Source organism: Paenibacillus sp. TAB_01 (assembly GCF_043945595.1).
Lineage (GTDB): Bacteria > Bacillota > Bacilli > Paenibacillales > NBRC-103111 > Paenibacillus_S.
The window spans coordinates 2,323,725-2,342,999 of record NZ_JBIFNP010000001.1 but is presented as its reverse complement, the minus strand read 5'-3'; the positions used below and the strand labels follow the sequence as shown (position 1 = coordinate 2,342,999).

Here is a 19,275-nt window from a genome sequence, read left to right as displayed (position 1 = left end):
CCTCCCGGCTCTAGATCCATTTTTTTGTTAAGCAGTCGTGTCGATAGAAGTCCTTCTTACCCCGTTGTTAGAAGCCTGCTGGGCTTGAGCGGATGCCGATGCAGCCTGTGCCAGCTCTTCCTCCATAGAAACCGCTTGGTTAGCGCCATTTCCCTTAGACTGCTTCGAGGATTGCTGCGATTGCTGCTGCTGACGCTGCTCCTGGAACAAACCGGACTGGAACGCTTGGTTTTGTGACACCTCGAGCTTCTCTACATGAATGCCTTGACTTTGCAGGTTGGTACGCAGCTGAGTCAGCTGACCTTCCAGCATCTCTTTACCGGCTGTGCTGTCTGCCATAAACTGCGCTATGAGCTGCCCGTTGTGCATTGTCAGCTTCACATCGACTTGCCCCAAATGCTGGGGATATAAAGAAAGCTTCGCTTCTGTCACGCCCTCAGCCAGCACATTCATTGAAAAGGATTTGACTACGAATTGAGTCATGTCCTCCGCAAATGTCGGAGCATTCGCAACCAGCACCGGCGTTTTAGCCGTATGTGCTGCGGTGGAAGCCTGCTTTATGTACTCTTGAATCGGCATCGTCGGATTCTCGTGGTCAGACGCTTGAACATCGGCCAACGGCTCAAAAAGAGGCTCGTCAGAAGCTTCCGTTTTGGACTCCAGCCTTGGAGACAAAACTTTGGCGGCCAGCAGTTCCAGCGCTTGCGGCACGGCAGGGACTGCAGCTGTCACAGGCAGCGGGATTTCCGCGTTCAATACCTGCTGCTGAACCGGCTGCTGCGGCGAAGCCAGCAATGATGCCAGCGAACGTTGAATCGATTGGACCGCCGGTGAGGAAGGCTCCTTCTCCAGCGTTTTCTTGAACTGGGCTAACAGCTCAACGGCTTCTTCCTTCGTTACCGGCTTTAAGGATACGGCCTGCGTCTGCTGCACGGCGGCGTCCTGTCCGCCCGCCGTCTCAAGCGGCACGAATAACAAAGGGTCTAATGCTATCGTCTGACTCCGATTATCGCTGATATTCGCTGCCGGAGCTGTGATCAACTGCACAGAATCATCGGTTTTCGCCGCCGTCTCGGCTGAGGCATCGGCGGCTGCAGTATTGGCTGCAGGCTGCACCGCTAGCAGCAATTGAATTTGTGCCAGCCAAGCTTGCACATCCGGATCGTCCAGCAGCTTCTTAGCGCCTTCATCGTCCGAGCCCAGCTTCTCGATCAGGGCATCCAGCTGCTTGGATATATCCTCCGAAGCGGGAATGCCGGATGCTTCTTCCTGCGAAGAAAGCTCTGTCAATAGCTGCACCAGCACCGGCAGGGACCGGCAGCGGAGCTGCTGTATTGTTTGCCGTTTCCCCGGCAGGAGCAGCGTTCATAAGCTGAGTCAGTGCGGTCGAGAAGCCGCTGCCGTTACCGGAGGATGCGGCAGTGCCGTTCTGTGCGCCTGCTTTCCCGGCGGTTGCTGAAGCTCCTATGCCTGCAGAGGCTGCTGCTGTTGTACTTACTGCTGATTGAATATCCATAAGATTGATTTCACCTCCTTTCCAGTCGTTATTGTGCCAATCGGGCGGAGATCAGCGCTGCCGTCTCCTTGGACTGCTCCGAGATCGCCGTAAGGATTCTCGATCTGCCCGCACTGTCCATCGAGCTTAGGATGGAGATCACTTTGTCCGGATTGGAGCTCTGCATTTCCATCAGAACCGTCGCTGCGCTCTTCGGCGTCATATTGGCGAAGGTACTGCCGAGATCATCCTTGCTCAGCTTCTGTCCTGACTTCGGATCCGGTGTCGCTACCTGCTTGAGACGTTCCTGCAGAGCCGCGATTTCCTGATCCTTGGCCGTCTTTTGATCCTTCAGCAGGATCGAAGCGTCCGCCGCCTTCTTGGGATCCATCTTCTCCAATATTTTCACGCGGTCGTCCGTTTTCATCGAATTTAAAACCAGCACCATTTCCGCCGTGGTCAAATTTTCCATGATAGGCGCCGATTTGGATGGCGACATCTTGGCGTACATGGAAGCCAGCTGCTGAATCTGCGCCGCGTATTCCTCGTCGGATTGGGCTTTGCTCTTCATCTGTTCTTCAAGCGTACTGTTCTTAAGCTGAAGCTCCTTGATCGTATCATCCCGCTGCTGTAAGGCGTTCTCTGAAGTCTTGAGCTGCTGCTGCATCTGGTTCAGCTTGTCCGTCAAGCTCGACACGGTCTCTTCCTGAGGCTCTTGCGCATTCTCTCCCTGCGCCGCCGTCTTCGCCGGCGTTTTGGCGGGATCCGCCGCTTTCGTCGTCTTCGGCTCCGGAACGATCGACTTGATGATCGGAACCTTGTTGGCTGCACGCAGAACGCCGTTCATGACGTCATAATCAAAAATCGTCAGCAGGACGCCAAGCAGCACTGCTGTAAATACAAATGGGATGAGAAACCAAATAAGAAACCGTTCCATCGCCCCGTACGAGGAGGTATTTTCTACATCCACCTCTGACATGAAGCTCGCCTCCCTATCCTGGCTTTTATGACAATCTCCGGAATCGGTTGGTTGCCATTTCGTCTAGCTGCTCCTGCTCTTTCTTGAGCATTGCAGCAGTAAATTGACGCAATGCTTTTTCCTTTGCCTTGTTCCATACCTGCTCTTGCATCATTTTCCCGGCCAAATCATGCTGCTTCATATCGACCACCTGCTGCGCCTGCTCCAGATCCTTATTTTTCCGAATGATTTGATGATCAATATGATCTACGTACTGCTGCATCATCATCAATTGAGAAATGGTCGCCGTGCGCGCGGATGCCGTTTGCAGCTGTTCAATCATTTCATCCTTAGCCGAATACAGCTCGGACAAAGAAGATTCTTCCTCACGCATTTTGCCGATAGCTTCCGTTAATATCCATTCCGCCTGCGTCTTCTCGTTCGCTTTGAGATCCACGATTTTTTGAAAAGCGTACCGGAACCGCATCGTCTGCCTCACCCTTTATAAAAATTGTCGAATCAGCCGATCCTGGGCTTCACCAAAAGTGAGCTTCTCGTCCGTTCTCTGTCTGGTGTAATCCCATATGGACTCAATATTTTCGATCGAACGGTCAATTTCTGCATTCGAGCCTTTTTGGTACGCCCCAATATTAATAAGATCCTCCGAATCCTTGTAAATAGATAGCATCCGCTTCAAATGCTCGGCTGCCGTCCGATGGTCCCGGGGGACGATCTCATTCATGACGCGGCTTACACTCGCCAGCACATCGATCGCAGGATAATGCCCCCGGCTGGCAATGTTTCGATTCAGCACAATATGTCCGTCCAAAATACCGCGGACCGCATCGGCGATCGGTTCGTTCATATCGTCTCCGTCCACCAGCACGGTGTAAAAGGCCGTAATCGAGCCCTTCGGCCCCGTGCCGGATCGTTCCAGCAGTTTGGGCAATGTAGCGAATACCGACGGCGTGTAGCCCCGGGTTGCCGGCGGCTCCCCTACCGCCAATCCGACTTCCCTCTGCGCCATCGCGAAACGGGTGACGGAGTCCATCATCATCATGACATTCAATCCGCGGTCGCGGAAATATTCCGCGATGCTCGTTGCAATCAAGGCCCCCTTGATCCGAATCAGCGCCGGCTGATCCGATGTCGCAACAATGACGACGGAGCGGGCCAGCCCTTCCGGACCGAGATCGCGCTCGATGAAGTCGAGCACCTCCCGTCCGCGTTCGCCGATAAGCGCAATGACGTTGACATCGGCCGATGTATTTCGGGCGATCATGCCCATCAGCGTACTTTTACCGACGCCCGATCCCGCGAAAATACCGACACGTTGTCCTTTGCCTATCGTCAGCAAACCATCGATACAGCGTACGCCGACACTGATGGGCTCCAGCACGCGGGGCTTTTTCAAAGGATTGCTCGGGATGTTGTTCGTCGAATAATGAGTCATCCTGGAAGGAAGGAACGTACCGTCAAGCGGCTGTCCCAATCCGTCCAGCACTTTTCCCAGCAGCTCATGACCCACCTGTACGGTCAATGGCTTTCCTGTTCCGACGACATCGCAGCCGGGTCCGATCGATTGCAGCTCGCCGAGAGGCATCAGCAACACTTTATTATTTTTAAAACCGACCACCTCGGCTTTAAGAGGCTGGTTCGATTTCAACGGGTAAATGTAACATACATCGCCTATACTGGCATCGGGGCCTTCCGATTCGACCGTCAGCCCGATGACCTGCGTCACCTTTCCGTTCACGCGGATCGGATCCATTTGTCTTAGAAGCTCCATGTACTTAGAAGGATCTGGAACCTGATTCATGTTAAGCTCCCTCGTTTCGTACGGCAAGCTGCTGCAGCGCAGTTTTGATTTCTTTCAGCTGGGTATCGATTCTCGCGTCAATGCTTCCGAACGACGATCGAATCACACAGCCATGGTCACTGCACCGAAGGATCCGGAATAATTTGCAGCTCGGCCTGCGAATCAATATGCAGCAGCAGCTCTTCCCTGGCGTCCTGGATATAAGCGAAATGAGCCGGGGAAACGCAAAGGGTAATAATACCTTTCTCTCTGCGGCGGGCCAATACGCTCTGGATTAAATCCACGACCCATTCGGGCTCGACCGTCAGCTGGCGGGCAACGATTTTCTCGGCAATTGCACAGCTCATTTGAATGAGAAACGGCTCGGCCTCTTGAACGATTTGCTGCTTGAGTACATAGGCCTGCTCCAAAATTTGTGAAGCCTCATGCAGCATGTCGTTGTACTGCTCGCGGAGATCCTGCTCCGCCTGCTTCAAGCCTTCCTCGTAACCGAGCTGAAAGCCGTCTTCCTTTAATTGCTTCTGCAGCTCTTCATCGTTTCGGCGCTGCTCGCTCCACCATTGTTCGATTTCGGCTTGGGCCTGCTGGCGCATAGCAGCCGCTTCATCCATCGCCTGCCGGACCTGTTCTTCGGCAAAGCTTTCCGCATCCTGCAGAATTTGGTCTCTGACCGAAGCCAGCTCGTCAAGCTCGGCCTGCTGCTCCAAGCTCAAGCCTTCCTCAGCTTCATCGGCCGAAACATCATAATTATGCTGGGGTGCAACTTCAACCACTTTTTTATCGTCTATTGCGATATATTGAGTAAATTTGATGACATTAGACAATAATATCATCTCCTCCGCCACGAGCGATGATAATTTCACCAGACTCTTCCAGTCTGCGGATCGTTGCGACAATACGCGTCTGTGCTTCTTCTACATCACGCAAACGAACCGGACCCATAAATTCCATTTCCTCTTTGAAGGTTTCGGCCATACGCTTGGACATGTTCTTAAAGATTGCATCCCGAACTTCCTCGCTCGCCACCTTAAGCGCCAGCTGCAGATCGGCATTCTCGATATCCCGGATAATACGCTGAATCGAACGGTTGTCGATACTGACGATATCCTCGAAGACGAACATTCTTTTCTTGATCTCTTCGGCAAGCTCCGGATCTTGAATTTCAAGCGAGTCGAGAATCGTACGTTCCGTTCCCCGGTCCACGCCATTGAGGATTTGAACGATCGACGTAATGCCGCCGGCGTTCGTATAATCCTGAGTAACGGTAGCGGAAAGCTTTTGCTCCAGCACCCGCTCCACCTGACTGATGACCTCCGGCGAGGTGCTGTCCATCAACGCAATTCTTTTAGCCACATCCGCTTGTTTCTCCTGCGGCAGCGAAGACAAAATAATTGAAGCCTGCTCCGGCTGCAGGTAAGCAAGCACCAAAGCGATCGTCTGCGAATTTTCATTTTGAATAAAGTTCAAAATTTGTGCAGGATCCGCCTTTCGGGCAAAATCAAACGGTCTCACTTGCAGCGTTGCCGTCAACCGGTTGATAATGTCCAGCGCTTTTTGCGAGCCTAACGCTTTTTCCAATATGTCCTTGGCATATGCGATACCGCCTTGAGAAATAAATTCCTGCGCCAAGCAAATTTGATGAAATTCAGCAAGGATAGATTCTTTCTCCGCGCTGTCCACCTTGCGCACATTTGCAATTTCTAAAGTAAGCTGCTCAATTTCCTCGTCGCGAAGGTGCTTGAAGATTTGCGCCGAAACTTCCGGACCTAAACTAATCAACAAGATAGCGGCTTTTTGTCGCCCTGTTAACCCTTGCTGCTGAACCTTAGCCAATAAAGCACACCTCTATTCGTCTACTAACCAAGTGCGAAGCAGATTAACGAATTCCTCTGGTTTTCGTTTGGCCAAAGTTTCCAACTGCTTACGTACCTGATTATCATTAGTTACGCTATCGATATCAATGGTCGGGAATTCGAGCTTGGTCGGTTCGGCTTCCAGTTCTTCTTCCGCTGCGAGTCTTGCTTTGCGTCTTTTCATGAACATAAAGGCCCCTGCAGCCAATAGAGCTAACGCTACGCCGCCAAGTCCGCCGTACAACAACATGGCATTGGAGCTTGCAACCGCGCTGGAATTCGGTCTAGCAAAGGAATGCGCGAAAACGGTAACCTTCTTCGCAAGATCTTCATCCGTCAGTGTCTGCTTATTGTCCGCCAACGCCGCTCTGACGACATTGACCAGGATTTGTTGAACCGCATCTTTCGTTTCTTGCGTTAAAGAATTCGGATCTGCCGGATTAGGTGGTTCAATCCCGACATTAATGGTTAAATCTTTAACAACGTATGGTGTCGCAACGATTTCGTTCGTAATCCGGTTGACTTCATAATTGATCGTATTCTGAATTTCTTCCGACTTGGTATCGCCATTGGCATTGCTGCCGGGATATCCGGGAACATCCGTCTGCCCCGTTCCTGCCACACCGCCTGCCGGCGCTGCGCTCGTGCCCGTATAGTTCTTCTGAATTTCCTGTACCGAAATTTCCAATCCTTTTTGATCGACGGTATTCGGTGCCGTAACTAGCTGCTCCTTGCTGTTGACCTGGTCGAAATTCATCGTGGAGAATACGGAGACAATAACCTTGTCTTTGCCCAGAATGGCGCCGAGCATTTGCTGCACATTTTTTTGCACATCGTTTTTGAACTGGTTGTTGATCTCGAAATTTTGCGTCGCAAGACTCGTGCTGTTGATCTTGTTGTTGCCTTTCGAATACTCGAGCAGCTCGCCGTTCTGGTCCGAAATCGTAATATTTTCTACAGGCAGCCCTTTAATACTGTGGGAAACGAGATTGTACATCGTGTCCACCTTGGCTTGATCCAGCTGATAGCCCGGCTTAATATTCAGGACGACCGAAGCGGTCGCTTTCTCCTTCTCGGAGCCTTTAGGCAGGAACACCGTCTCTTCCGGAAGGCTGATTAATACCTTTGAGCTGCTTACTGCCGTATTCGAGTTGATCAGCTGCTGAAGCTCTCCCTGCACAGCATTGACATACTTTACGTTGAATTCCTTATCCGTTGTGCCGAACGTGCTGTTCTGGCCAAAAGCGCCGTACCCGATGTTGCCGGTCTTGTTCAACCCTTGAGATTCAACCGCCAACTTGACGTTGGCCACCTCACTGCGGGGCACACCGATGCTTTTGCCGTCCTCGCTCAGCTGGTAAGGAATTTTCGCTCCGTCCAAATAATTTTTGATTGCCGCCGCATCGCTCGGCTGCAAATCCGTATAAGCCAAAGCATATTCGGTTTTCGAAAAATTATAGCTGATAATGCCGAGCGTCAAAATAACCAATACCACGGTTGCGATAAACGTTATTTTTTGCGTCTTGCTGAATTGATTCCAGTACTGGGTCACCTTCCTCCAATACTGGGTAATATTTTCGTTCACTATTTCACCCCATCTGAATGACCATCGCTAAGGATTCCCCTAATGATTACACTTGCATCCTCATCATTTCCTGATAAGCATCGAGCGCTTTGTTTCGCAGCTGAACCGTAAGCTCCAAGCCTAACGAGGCTTTTTCCGAGGCAATCATGATTTGGTGTACGTCTGTGATTTCTCCTTTAGCGAACTGTTCATTCATCTTGTCCACCGTCTGCTGGTCAGCGTTCAGCTTCGTGATCGCGTCATTCAGGAATTGTCCGAATTGCTCCGTCACTTCCGAAGCGGACATTTTCTTGCTAGGCTGCGGTGCAGCAGCTTGTATGGGCTGAAGGGTTAATTTATCGATCATGTGTTGCTCTCCCCTATCTATTTATCATTTCACTTGCCTATTTCTAACGCTTTGCTGATCAACGACTTGGAAGCATTCAGCGCAGTCACATTGGCTTCATAGGATCGTGTTGCAGAAATCATATCAACCATTTCCTTAAGCACATCAACATTCGGCATCATAACAAACCCATTCTCATCTGCATCGGGATGCGTTGGATTGTAAACCTGCTTAAAGGGAGAAGTATCGTCGATTACTTTCGTCACTTTCACTCCTTCTCCGGCTGTAGGCGTGTCCGACTGCGCATTTTTGAGCACCTGATCAAACGAAGGCTGGTTCGGTTCAAGCGTAACAAGCTTCCTCTGATACGGTACCCATTTGCCGTTGACCACTCTCGCCCGGGTCGAATCCGCATTCGCGATATTGGAGGAGATGACATCCATCCGGAAGCGTTGTGCGGTTAATGCGGAAGCACTGATATCAAATCCGTTTGTAAGCTTCATCGGTTATCATCTCCCTCCTATAGCCGTGCGCATTTTTTTTATGTCGCCGTTGACCTCTTGTATCATGACGTTATAACGCAATTGGTTTTTGGCCATTAAGGACATTTCATAATCGACGTCCACATTGTTCAAGTTATTGTTGATCGCCGACAAATTATCTCGCACGATCTGAGGATCCGGGCTGGCCGGCTTTCCTATGTAAAAATGCCGTGGATCCGTACGTTTGCCTTCAATGGACGAGCCGTTCAATTCATTTTGCAGCAAATCCTCGAAACGGACTTCCGAGCGTTTAAAATAAGGCGTGTCCACATTTGCAATATTGTCGGCTATTACCTTCTGTCTGAGACTAGCCGCATCCAAGGAACGTTCCATCTGCATAAAGCCAGGCTTGTTTAAAATATTCATGCTTCATCCTACCTTCAAGTTGATGTTATGTGTACTATTCAACGAGTCAGCAGCATTATCCTCCTTTCTTCGACATAATAATCAAAAATTATTGCACTATTGGAAGTAAATGTAGTATACGAGAACTATATCTAATATGAATAAATATGAAAATTATTACAATATGAAAAAAGCCCTATATTTGTGATATAGGGCTTAGAACCTGCGGCGTTTTCTATAGTTTTACGCTTTGAATCCCGCTGATCAGCTGATCGTTCAGCACTCTGATATACGTCCCTTTCATGCCTAAAGAACGAGTTTCTATCACACCGGCGCTTTCCAATTTACGCAGCGCGTTGACAATAACCGATCGAGTAATTCCGACACGATCCGCTATTTTGCTTGCGACAAGCAGGCCCTCATGCCCTTCGAGCTGCTCAAAAATATGGTCGACCGCTTCAAGCTCGCTGAACGATAACGAACCGACGGCGACCTGCACCACCGCTTTGCCCCTTGCTTCAATTTCGATCTGCTCCGCCTTCTCGCGCAGAATTTCCATCGCAACTACGGTCGAACCGTATTCCGCTACAATCAGATCGTCATCGATAAAGCCGGATTCCCGTTTCGTCAGGATCAACGTGCCTAACCGGTCCCCGCCGCCGATCACCGGGACGATCGTGATATAAATAGGCTCCTCGGGAAGGCGGCTGCCAAAAATATGATAGACGCTCTGCGCATCCATGTTGGAGGAGGTCTCTTCTACCTTGAGCAGAAGCTGGTTATATTCGGCCGGAAACCGGTTTTCGGTCAAAATCGTTTCGTGAAGCAGGTCTCCCTGCTCCATATTCGTCAGAGCTTTGCCGAGTACTTTGCCCTTGCGGCTGACTACAAAAATATCCGCCTGCAAAATATCGCTCAGCACTTCCGCCATATTCATAAAGCTGACGGGATTTCCCGCTTCCTTCTGCAACAGCTTATTTAGCCTTCTAGTCTTCGTTAACAATGTCATGATACTGCCTCCAGTGCGACCAACGCTTTATAAATTCATACAGCCTACAAAATATATTGGCTCAAGTCACGGTTCTGCACTATGTCCGAGAGCTTCTCGCGGACATATTCTGGCGTAATGACAATTTGCTCCAATGTGATTTCAGGCGCTTCAAACGATAAATCTTCAAGCAGCTTCTCTAAAATGGTGTGCAAACGCCGCGCCCCGATGTTGTCCGTGTTCTGGTTGACTTCCGCCGCGATTTTGGCAATTTCGTCGATAGCCGCATCGGAGAAGTCTACTTGAATGCCTTCCGTCTCCAAAAGAGCCGTGTATTGTTTCGTTAAAGCATGCTTCGGCTCTTTTAAAATAAGTATAAAGTCCTGTTTCGTCAAACTGCTGAGCTCCACCCGGATCGGAAATCTCCCCTGCAGCTCCGGTATTAAATCGGAAGGCTTGGCGATATGGAAAGCGCCTGCCGCGATAAACAGAATGTAATCGGTTTGTACCGGACCGTACTTGGTCACGATGGTAGAGCCTTCAACTACAGGCAAAATGTCCCGCTGCACGCCTTCTCTGGATACGTCGGGCCCGCCGCCGCGGCCGGAGCTGCAAATTTTATCAATTTCATCGATAAAAATAATGCCATGCTGCTCCGCGCGCGTCACTGCATCCTGAATCACTTCATCCATGTCCAGCAGCTTCTGCGCTTCTTCCTGAGTAAGCACCTTGCGCGCTTCCTTGATCGGCAGCTTGCGCTTCTTGAGCTTCTTCGGCATCAGGCTGCCGAACAGCTCCTGCATGTTCATGCCGGCCTGTTCGTTGCCTTGCCCGGACAGCATATCGAGCATCGTCGGGGAGTTGTCTTCCACGTCGATTTCGATGACCTGCTGCTCCAGCTCGCCCTTCTCCAGCTTCTCCCGCATCTCTATTCTGCGGGAGGTGATATGCTGGTCAGCTTCCGGCTCCTGCGGTTCATTGGCCGTCTGGTTCCCGAACAGCATCTCCAACGGATTGCGCTGGGCTTTATGCTTCGCCGGATTGGGCACGAGGATCGCAACAATACGCTCGTTGGCCAGCTTCTCCGCCCGATCCTTCAGCTTTTCAGTCCGTTCCGCCTTCACCATACGGATAGAGGTTTCTACCAAATCGCGGACCATCGATTCGACGTCGCGGCCAACATAACCGACCTCGGTAAATTTGGTAGCTTCCACTTTGACGAAGGGGGCATTGACGAGCTTTGCCAGCCGGCGGGCGATCTCCGTCTTCCCGACACCGGTCGGACCGATCATCAAAATATTTTTGGGAACAATCTCATCGCGGATCGATTCTTCCAGCAGGCTTCTGCGGTACCGGTTGCGCAAAGCGACGGCAACGGATTTTTTCGCCTGCTTTTGACCGACAATATATTTATCCAATTGGGCAACGATTTCTCTGGGGGTTAGCGAGATATGCTTCAATGGAAAACCTCCTCGTCCTCTACTCGATTTCTTCCACAATGATGTTGTGATTCGTAAATACGCAAATTTCCGCCGCCATCGTCAAAGCCGCCTGCGCAATTTCCTTGGCGCTCATATGCGGCGCGTACCGGTTTAACGCCCGGCCTGCGGCCAAAGCAAAGTTGCCTCCCGAGCCGATAGCCAGTATCCCGTCGTCGGGCTCGATAATTTCGCCGTTTCCGGAAATCAGCAGCAAGCTTTGCGAATCCATAACAATCATCATCGCCTCGAGCCTTCGCAATACACGGTCGGACCGCCAATCCTTGGCCAGTTCAACGGCAGACCGCTGCAAATTGCCCTGATGCTCTTCCAATTTCGCTTCGAATTTCTCGAACAGAGTAATAGCGTCGGCAACGGAGCCGGCGAAACCGGCGACAACCTTCCCCCGGTACAAACGGCGGACTTTTTTCGCCGTATTCTTCATGACCATGCTGTTGCCGAAAGTTACCTGCCCGTCCCCGGCAATAGCCCCTTTTCCTTGATGGCGGATAGCAAAAATGGTTGTAGCATGAAAGGTTTGTTCCATACAAGACATACCTCCAAAGAATTGGACTATAGGGAGCGCACAACGAAGTGCAATAGAAAAACCCCGATCGAGGTCGCATAGGAAGTGCAGCCGCGATGCAGAGGTTCATTTGAATGAAAATCGTATCCAATTAAAGCGTTGATAAATAGTGGATCCGCCGCCTCCTGCCATGAATGGGAAGGCGGAACGGTAAAACATTATTATAGTAACACAGTAAAGCTTTTACTTACAAGTGAAATTGTATTCATTTTTAGAAAAATTCTGAATTTTCTCAATTGCTCGTAATGCGATTTTTTCGTAGCGCGTTTTCTTCACTTTTACCTTTTCATCCAAGGGTGGCAGCAGTCCGAAATTCGCATTCATCGGCTGAAAATGCTTAAAATCCGCCGTAGTGATATAGTGGGCCATACTGCCGAGCGTCGTATCCTGAGGAAGCACGAGGCACTCCTTGCCAAGCGCGTAGCGCGCTGCATTCATACCTGCAATCAGACCGGAAGCCGCTGATTCCACATATCCCTCCACACCGGTCATTTGTCCTGCGAAGAACAGGTCGTCCCGTTTGGCGAATTGATACGTCGGCTTTAACAGCTTCGGAGAGTTAATGAACGTGTTGCGGTGCATGACGCCGTAACGAACGAATTCCGCATTCTCCAGACCGGGGATTAGCGAGAATACCCGCTTTTGCTCGCCCCATTTCAAATGGGTTTGAAACCCGACCAGATTGTACAGTGTTCCCGCCGCATTGTCCTGCCGAAGCTGCACTACGGCATAAGGCAGTTCATTCGTATGGGGATTGATTAGTCCGACCGGCTTCATCGGTCCGTACAGCGCCGTTTGCTTGCCTCTTTTGGCCATGACCTCAATCGGCATACAGCCCTCGAAGTAAATCTCTTTCTCGAATTCTTTGACCGGCGCGACTTCCGCGGATATTAACGCGTCGTAGAACGTGTTGAACTCTTCCTCGGTCATCGGGCAGTTCAGGTAAGCCGCTTCTCCCTTATCGTAACGGGATGCAAGATATACCTTGCTCATATCGATGGAATCCTTCTCTACAATCGGCGCCGCGGCATCGTAGAAGTACAAATATTCTTCCCCCATCAGCTCCTTCAAATGGGAGGACAGGCCGGGAGAAGTCAACGGCCCGGTCGCAACGACGGTAATCCCCTCGGGGAGCGATTCCAGCTCCTCATTGCGGACTTCGATCAACGGATGGCTGCGAAGCATTGTCGTGACCTCGGCCGAGAAGCCCTCGCGGTCGACGGCAAGCGCTCCGCCTGCCGGTACGGCGTGCTTATCCGCGCAGCGGAGGATGAGCGAATTGAGAATCCGCATCTCCTCCTTCAAGACGCCGACGGCATTGGTTAGCCCGTTGGCACGCAGCGAATTGCTGCATACGAGTTCGGCAAACTGATCGGAAATATGCGCAGGGGTCTTTCGGACCGGCCTCATTTCATATAATACGACGGGAACGCCTTGACTGGCGATTTGCCATGCGGCCTCACTGCCAGCCAACCCCGCCCCGATGACGGTTACTTTAGGTGTAGCATCAATCTGTGACACAATCATTAGCCTCCTGAGACGGGTCTATATTAATGAAGAAACAGGATTCGTTTTACTCCTTCTCCTGTACTTCCTCTTTAAAATCACACTGCACGCATTGGTGGAACACACCGTTTTTGTTACGCTTCTCGATCACCATGGAACCGCATTTCGGACACGGATCGGCAACCGGCTTATCCCACGAAACGAATTCGCATTCGGGGTAACGATCGCAGCCGTAGAATACGCGGCCTTTTTTGCTGCGGCGCTCGATGATTTTGCCTTCCTTACAGCTAGGGCAGGTCACTCCGATATCCTTCACAATCGGCTTCGTGTTGCGGCAGTCCGGGAAACCGGAGCAGGCGAGAAACTTGCCGAAGCGGCCCATTTTGTATACCAGATGTCGTCCGCATTTCTCGCAGATTTCATCGGAAACCTCATCCTGGATTTCGATTTTCTCCATCTCTTCTTCCGCGACCTCGAGGCGTTTCTCGAACGATTGATAGAAGGTATCCAGCACTTTTACCCAATCTTCCTTGCCTTCTTCCACATGGTCAAGCTCTTCCTCCATCTGTGCGGTAAATTCCACATCGAGAATTTCCGGAAAAAACTCGATCATCTGCTGAATCACCAGCTCACCCAGCTCTGTCGGAACGAACTTCTTCTCTTCGATCGCGACATAGCCTCTGCGCTGAATGGTTTCGAGCGTCGGAGCGTATGTACTCGGGCGTCCGATTCCCATTTCCTCCAGAGCGCGGACCGAAGCGCGCTTCCGTATAACGCGGAGGCGGCTGCGTGAAGTGCTGCTTCGGATCAATGTTCTTCTTCTGTACCTGATCTCCCTGCTTTAGCGGAGGCAGAAGCTTATCTTCCTCGGTGGTGCCGTCGTCGTTTCCCTCGACATACACCTTCATGAAACCAGGGAACTTCATTTTGGAGCCGACCGCCCGGAATACGGTATCTCCCGCAGTGATATCCACGGTCATCGTATCCAACACGGCCGAAGCCATTTGACTTGCGACGAACCGTTCCCAGACCAGTTTGTACAACCGGAATTGGTCGCGGCTCAAATATTCTTTAATTTGGTCGGGCTCCCGCAGTACGGAGCTCGGACGGATCGCTTCATGCGCGTCCTGCGCATTTGCAGCTTTCTTGACATATACGCGCGGCGTTTCCGGGTAGTAGCTGTCGCCGTATTTTTGCAGGATAAACTCCTTCGCTTCCTCTTGAGCAATAGGCGAAATCCGCGTGGAGTCCGTACGCATATACGTAATCAAACCGACGGTTCCTTCGCTGCCGATATCGATCCCCTCATACAGCTGCTGGGCTACAGACATCGTCTTGGACGCCCGGAAGTTCAGCTTGCGCGCAGCCTCCTGCTGCAGGGAGCTTGTAATAAACGGCGGCGACGGATTGCGGAGGCGTTCTTTTTCCTTCACATCTTGAACGATGTAGTCCGCCTTCTCGATCACGGCCAGAATCTCATTGACTTCCTGCTGGTTCGAAAGCTCCTTCTTCACGCCGCCGACACTGTGGAATTTCGCTTCGAATTCCGTCTTACCGGCCAGCAGCTTGGCGGTAATCGACCAATATTCCTCGGGAACGAACGCTTTGATCTCATTCTCGCGGTCATAGACGAGCTTGACGGCAACGGACTGCACGCGGCCTGCGGACAATCCTTTCTTGACCTTCTTCCACAGCAACGGGCTGATTTTGTAACCGACCAACCGGTCAAGAATACGACGGGCTTGCTGCGCATTCACAAGATCCAGATTGATTTTGCGCGGCGTCTTGAAAGCATCCTTCACCGCTTGCTTGGTTATCTCATTGAATACAACCCGGCACGCTTCCGTCTCTTCGAGCTCCAAATAGTGCGCCAAATGCCAAGCGATGGCTTCTCCTTCGCGATCCGGGTCAGCCGCCAGATAAACTTTTTTGACTTTCTTGCGCGCATCCTTCAATTCCTTAAGAACAGAGCCTTTTCCGCGGATGGTAATATATTTGGGTTCGAAATTTTTCTTTATTTCAACACCGATTTGACTCTTCGGAAGATCACGGATATGGCCCATCGATGCTTTCACGATAAACTTGCTGCCTAAATATTTGCCGATGGTTTTGGCTTTTGCGGGTGACTCCACGATGACTAATGAATCTGCCATAGGCGTCCTTCCCCCCTCAATGTATGTGATGTGCAGTCAATCAGCAGAGAACATAGACTGAACCTGGTAATTGTTCCACACGTTTAATCATTAGTAAATTTAACAGAACTGCATGCAAATGTCCAAAGGTAAATTGACTGAGGGCCAATAGCTCGTCAATGGATAACGGCTTGTCCCGTAACAAATCGACGATCAGCTGCTCCTCGGAAGATAACGGCGTTCCTTCATTTATAATGCCGGAAGCCTGCGATCGTTTCTCCGGACTTACCGCCAGCTGCGGGTATTCCTCCAAAATATCGCCCGCACAAGTAACCAGCTTCGCCCCCTGCTTAATCAAAGACAGCGTCCCTTGGCTCTTCGGAGAGTTGATCGGTCCGGGCAGCGCGTACACATCCCTTGATTCCTCCAGAGCTTGATCCGCCGTAATTAAAGAACCGCTTTTGAGCGCCGCCTCAACGACGAGAACCCCCAGGCTTAATCCCGCGATAATTCGGTTGCGCTGCGGAAACAGCCCGGGATGCGGCTTGGTGCCTATCGGATATTCGCTGATCACCAGCGCTTCTTCCGTCAGCCGCCGGTACAAAAACTTGTTCTCCGGAGGGTACACTTGATCTATGCTGCAGCCGAGAACGGCAATCGTACTCCCGCTATGCTTGACGGCCCCTTCATGCGCTGCGCTGTCCACGCCTCGTGCCAAGCCGCTTACAATACACATCCCCGCCGAGGACAGCGAGGCCGAGAGCTGCTCCGCAGACTGCCGGCCGTAGACGGTTGGCGTTCTCGTTCCGACGACAGCGAGACATGGGCTGTGCAGCAGCTCGGACCTGCCACGTGTATACAGCACCCATGGCGGCTGTGCCGTCTGCTTCAGCAGAGCCGGGTACCCTTCATCGTAAATCGTCAATATGCCGATTCGCTTCTGTTCATAGGATGCCAGCAAGACCGCAGCCTGTTCATGCAGCCAAGCCTGCAGCTTGCCGGTCAGCGCTTCGGCCTTTGTCTGCGGAATGCCAAGCGCTTTCCATTCTGCGGATGACAAGGAGACCATCTCGCACAGGTCAGGCATATGCCTTGCAAGCCTGTCGATCGTCTTCCATCCGATGCCCTCCATATGATGCAGAGCGATGAGAATCGTTCTATTGTCCATCTAGTATATCTCACTCCTTCTTTGAGAACAACTTTTGCCCTCTCGGGCAGCGAATAAAAAGAAAAGCCTTCCATTCCCGGGACGGGAATAGAAGGCTGCTTGCCTTGCTCTAAGGATAAGTAAGCTTATCCGGAAATGCTTATTATTTTGTGATGCATTTGTCCAGAAGACCTTTTTCTTCCAATACGCTCACCAAAGTGGAGCCCATTTCGGAAGGTGTCGGAGCTACTTTGATTCCGCAGCGTTCCATTGTCGCTACTTTCTCTGCAGCTGTACCTTTACCGCCGGAAATGATCGCACCGGCATGGCCCATACGTTTTCCTGGAGGCGCAGTTTGTCCGCCGATAAAGCCGACAACCGGCTTCGTCATGTTAGCCGCGATCCATTCTGCCGCTTCTTCTTCCGCAGTACCGCCGATTTCACCGATCATGATAACAGCATAGGTGTCCGGATCTTCGTTGAACAATTTCAAAATGTCAATAAACTCGGAGCCTTTAACCGGGTCGCCGCCGATACCGACTGCGGAGGATTGACCGATGTTGCGTGTAGTCAATTGGTGAACCGCTTCGTAAGTCAACGTTCCGCTGCGGGAAACAACGCCTACGTGACCTGGAGTATGAATATATCCTGGCATAATACCGATTTTGCATTCGCCCGGTGTAATGACGCCTGGGCAGTTCGGTCCGATCAGACGCGTTTTTTTGCCTTCCATGTAACGGGCTACTTTAACCATGTCCAGTACCGGAATACCTTCTGTGATACAAATAGCCAGATCCAATTCAGCGTCAACAGCTTCCATAATGGCATCTGCTGCAAAAGCCGGCGGAACGTAGATTACCGAAACGGTAGCGCCCGTTGCGTTTTTCGCTTCAAGCACAGTATTGAATACAGGGAGAGACACGGTAGAACCGTTTTCCAAGGTAATATCGACGTTCGTGCCGCCTTTACCTGGAGTCACGCCCCCTACCATTTGCGTACCGTAGTCCAGACCGCCTTTTGTATGGAACATACCCACGGAACCGGTGATCCCTTGTGTAATTACTTTTGTATTTTTATTAACTAAAATACTCATTTGTATAGTTCACATCCCTTGATTTATTTGAAGAAAAACAAAATGTCAGCCTGGAGACGATTACTTTACAAGAGCAACGATTTTTTGTGCTCCGTCAGCCATCGAGTCAGCCGCCACAATGTTCAGACCGGATTCGTTCAAAATTTTCTTGCCCAGCTCCACGTTCGTGCCTTCCAGACGAACAACAAGCGGACGCGTCAAGCCAAGCTCTTTGGCTGCGGCTACTACGCCGTCGGCAATAACGTCACACTTCATGATGCCGCCAAAGATGTTAACGAAAATCCCTTTAACCGCGTCGTCGGAAAGAATAATTTTGAAAGCTTCGGTAACTTTCTCCTTCGTAGCACCGCCCCCTACATCAAGGAAGTTCGCAGGGTCGCCGCCGTAATATTTGATAATATCCATAGTCGCCATAGCCAGACCTGCACCGTTAACCATGCAGCCGATGTTACCATCCAGCGCGATGTAGCTCAGGTCGAACTTGGAAGCCTGGATTTCTTTTTCGTCTTCTTCGTCAAGGTCGCGAAGCGCTTGAATGTCTTTATGACGGTACAAAGCATTGGAGTCAAAGTTCAGCTTCGCATCCAAAGCCATAACGTTGCCGTCGCCAGTTACAACCAACGGGTTGATTTCAGCGATGGAGCAGTCTTTTTCCACGAATGCAGTGTACAAGGCGATCATGAATTTAACCGCTTTGTTCACGAGCTCGCTTGGAATGTTAATGGCATAAGCCAATTTACGCGCTTGGAACGCTTGCAGACCGATCGCAGGATCGACCACTTCTTTGAAAATTTTCTCAGGCGTATGAGCCGCTACTTCCTCGATCTCGGTACCGCCCTCTTCAGATGCCATCATAACTACGCGACCCGTTCCACGGTCAACAACTACACCAACGTAGTATTCTTTCTTAATATCGCAGCCTTGCTCAATCAACAAGCGCTTCACTTCTTTACCTTCCGGTCCGGTTTGATGCGTAACCAGCACTTTACCCAAAATTTGCTCGGCGTATGTACGTACCTCGTCCAGGTTTTTCGCAACTTTAACACCGCCGGCTTTACCGCGTCCACCCGCGTGGATCTGCGCTTTAACTACGACAACGGAAGTGCCCAGCTGCTTGGCAGCTTCAACGGCTTCATCCACGGTGAAAGCAACTTTTCCTTCAGGAACGGCAACACCATACTGTCTCAGCACTTCTTTGCCTTGGTACTCATGGATATTCATTTAGCAAAATCCTCCTATCAGTAATAGCTTTCTATATGAATCAGAACTGCGGCATAAGGCCTGCAAAGTCCCGCATCAAACGAAAATTTTTTTCGCTATGATGCATTCACAATTTGGTTTGATGCATGTGTCGCAGCAAACATTCACTATTGTACCACTTTTTTTCGACAGTTTCCTTAAATTTTCATGTAAACATTTCATT

General features: G+C 50.8%; 16 protein-coding genes and 2 pseudogenes. All 18 read right to left on the bottom strand.

Annotation, left to right across the window (positions count from 1 at the left end):
* Positions 1 to 27: 27 nt before the first annotated feature.
* On the bottom strand, positions 28 to 1,305 hold the full coding sequence (locus ACHHV8_RS11380) for a flagellar hook-length control protein FliK (protein WP_395158371.1): 1,278 nt from the start codon (positions 1,303 to 1,305) through the stop codon (positions 28 to 30).
* Positions 1,306 to 1,544: 239 nt separating this feature from the next.
* Positions 1,545 to 2,474 (bottom strand): MotE family protein, encoded by a 930-nt coding sequence (locus ACHHV8_RS11375; protein ID WP_395158370.1) that lies wholly within the window; start codon positions 2,472 to 2,474, stop codon positions 1,545 to 1,547.
* 25 nt (positions 2,475 to 2,499) lie between these two features.
* Positions 2,500 to 2,940, bottom strand: coding sequence for a flagellar export protein FliJ (gene fliJ / locus ACHHV8_RS11370; protein ID WP_395158369.1), 441 nt, complete (start codon positions 2,938 to 2,940; stop codon positions 2,500 to 2,502).
* A gap of 15 nt (positions 2,941 to 2,955) precedes the next feature.
* Positions 2,956 to 4,272 (bottom strand): flagellar protein export ATPase FliI, encoded by a 1,317-nt coding sequence (gene fliI, locus ACHHV8_RS11365; RefSeq protein ID WP_395158368.1) that lies wholly within the window; start codon positions 4,270 to 4,272, stop codon positions 2,956 to 2,958.
* 1 nt (position 4,273) lies between these two features.
* Positions 4,274 to 5,096, bottom strand: a pseudogene (locus ACHHV8_RS11360) (FliH/SctL family protein).
* A complete protein-coding gene (gene fliG / locus ACHHV8_RS11355; RefSeq protein ID WP_395158367.1) occupies positions 5,089 to 6,105 on the bottom strand; it encodes a flagellar motor switch protein FliG in 1,017 nt (338 codons plus the stop codon). The pseudogene ACHHV8_RS11360 and the gene fliG overlap by 8 nt, the downstream one beginning before the upstream one ends.
* 12 nt (positions 6,106 to 6,117) lie before the next feature.
* Entirely contained in the window at positions 6,118 to 7,710 is a 1,593-nt protein-coding gene (gene fliF / locus ACHHV8_RS11350; protein WP_395158366.1) for a flagellar basal-body MS-ring/collar protein FliF, read from the bottom strand.
* A gap of 46 nt (positions 7,711 to 7,756) precedes the next feature.
* Positions 7,757 to 8,056: a flagellar hook-basal body complex protein FliE gene (fliE, locus tag ACHHV8_RS11345; RefSeq protein ID WP_395158365.1), complete on the bottom strand. Its 300-nt coding sequence runs from the start codon at positions 8,054 to 8,056 to the stop codon at positions 7,757 to 7,759.
* A gap of 29 nt (positions 8,057 to 8,085) precedes the next feature.
* Positions 8,086 to 8,538: a flagellar basal body rod protein FlgC gene (flgC, locus tag ACHHV8_RS11340; protein ID WP_395158364.1), complete on the bottom strand. Its 453-nt coding sequence runs from the start codon at positions 8,536 to 8,538 to the stop codon at positions 8,086 to 8,088.
* Between the two features lie 6 nt (positions 8,539 to 8,544).
* Complete coding sequence (gene flgB, locus ACHHV8_RS11335) at positions 8,545 to 8,943, bottom strand: flagellar basal body rod protein FlgB (RefSeq protein ID WP_395158363.1); 399 nt, start codon at positions 8,941 to 8,943, stop codon at positions 8,545 to 8,547.
* A 214-nt stretch (positions 8,944 to 9,157) separates the two neighbouring features.
* Entirely contained in the window at positions 9,158 to 9,931 is a 774-nt protein-coding gene (gene codY / locus ACHHV8_RS11330) for a GTP-sensing pleiotropic transcriptional regulator CodY (RefSeq protein WP_395158362.1), read from the bottom strand.
* 44 nt (positions 9,932 to 9,975) lie between these two features.
* A complete protein-coding gene (gene hslU / locus ACHHV8_RS11325) occupies positions 9,976 to 11,370 on the bottom strand; it encodes an ATP-dependent protease ATPase subunit HslU (RefSeq protein WP_395158361.1) in 1,395 nt (464 codons plus the stop codon).
* A gap of 19 nt (positions 11,371 to 11,389) precedes the next feature.
* A complete protein-coding gene (gene hslV, locus ACHHV8_RS11320) occupies positions 11,390 to 11,935 on the bottom strand; it encodes an ATP-dependent protease subunit HslV (protein ID WP_395158360.1) in 546 nt (181 codons plus the stop codon).
* Positions 11,936 to 12,157: 222 nt separating this feature from the next.
* A complete protein-coding gene (trmFO, locus tag ACHHV8_RS11315; protein ID WP_395163474.1) occupies positions 12,158 to 13,486 on the bottom strand; it encodes an FADH(2)-oxidizing methylenetetrahydrofolate--tRNA-(uracil(54)-C(5))-methyltransferase TrmFO in 1,329 nt (442 codons plus the stop codon).
* A 61-nt stretch (positions 13,487 to 13,547) separates the two neighbouring features.
* Positions 13,548 to 15,633: pseudogene (gene topA / locus ACHHV8_RS11310) on the bottom strand (type I DNA topoisomerase).
* A 40-nt stretch (positions 15,634 to 15,673) separates the two neighbouring features.
* Positions 15,674 to 16,780: a DNA-processing protein DprA gene (gene dprA, locus ACHHV8_RS11305; RefSeq protein WP_395158359.1), complete on the bottom strand. Its 1,107-nt coding sequence runs from the start codon at positions 16,778 to 16,780 to the stop codon at positions 15,674 to 15,676.
* 142 nt (positions 16,781 to 16,922) lie between these two features.
* Positions 16,923 to 17,852, bottom strand: coding sequence for a succinate--CoA ligase subunit alpha (sucD, locus tag ACHHV8_RS11300; protein WP_395158358.1), 930 nt, complete (start codon positions 17,850 to 17,852; stop codon positions 16,923 to 16,925).
* A gap of 60 nt (positions 17,853 to 17,912) precedes the next feature.
* Positions 17,913 to 19,073 (bottom strand): ADP-forming succinate--CoA ligase subunit beta, encoded by a 1,161-nt coding sequence (gene sucC, locus ACHHV8_RS11295; protein ID WP_395158357.1) that lies wholly within the window; start codon positions 19,071 to 19,073, stop codon positions 17,913 to 17,915.
* Between the last annotated feature and the right edge of the window lie 202 nt (positions 19,074 to 19,275).

Bases quoted from the DNA above. Each gene is read 5' to 3' on its own strand.
- ACHHV8_RS11375 (WP_395158370.1), bottom strand. From the start codon at position 2,474: ATGTCAGAGGTGGATGTAGAAAATACCTCCTCGTACGGGGCGATGGAA.
- fliJ (WP_395158369.1), bottom strand. From the start codon at position 2,940: ATGCGGTTCCGGTACGCTTTTCAAAAAATCGTGGATCTCAAAGCGAAC.
- fliI (WP_395158368.1), bottom strand. From the start codon at position 4,272: ATGAATCAGGTTCCAGATCCTTCTAAGTACATGGAGCTTCTAAGACAA.
- fliE (WP_395158365.1), bottom strand. From the start codon at position 8,056: ATGATCGATAAATTAACCCTTCAGCCCATACAAGCTGCTGCACCGCAG.
- flgC (WP_395158364.1), bottom strand. From the start codon at position 8,538: ATGAAGCTTACAAACGGATTTGATATCAGTGCTTCCGCATTAACCGCA.
- flgB (WP_395158363.1), bottom strand. From the start codon at position 8,943: ATGAATATTTTAAACAAGCCTGGCTTTATGCAGATGGAACGTTCCTTG.
- codY (WP_395158362.1), bottom strand. From the start codon at position 9,931: ATGACATTGTTAACGAAGACTAGAAGGCTAAATAAGCTGTTGCAGAAG.
- hslV (WP_395158360.1), bottom strand. From the start codon at position 11,935: ATGGAACAAACCTTTCATGCTACAACCATTTTTGCTATCCGCCATCAA.
- dprA (WP_395158359.1), bottom strand. From the start codon at position 16,780: ATGGACAATAGAACGATTCTCATCGCTCTGCATCATATGGAGGGCATC.
- sucD (WP_395158358.1), bottom strand. From the start codon at position 17,852: ATGAGTATTTTAGTTAATAAAAATACAAAAGTAATTACACAAGGGATC.
- sucC (WP_395158357.1), bottom strand. From the start codon at position 19,073: ATGAATATCCATGAGTACCAAGGCAAAGAAGTGCTGAGACAGTATGGT.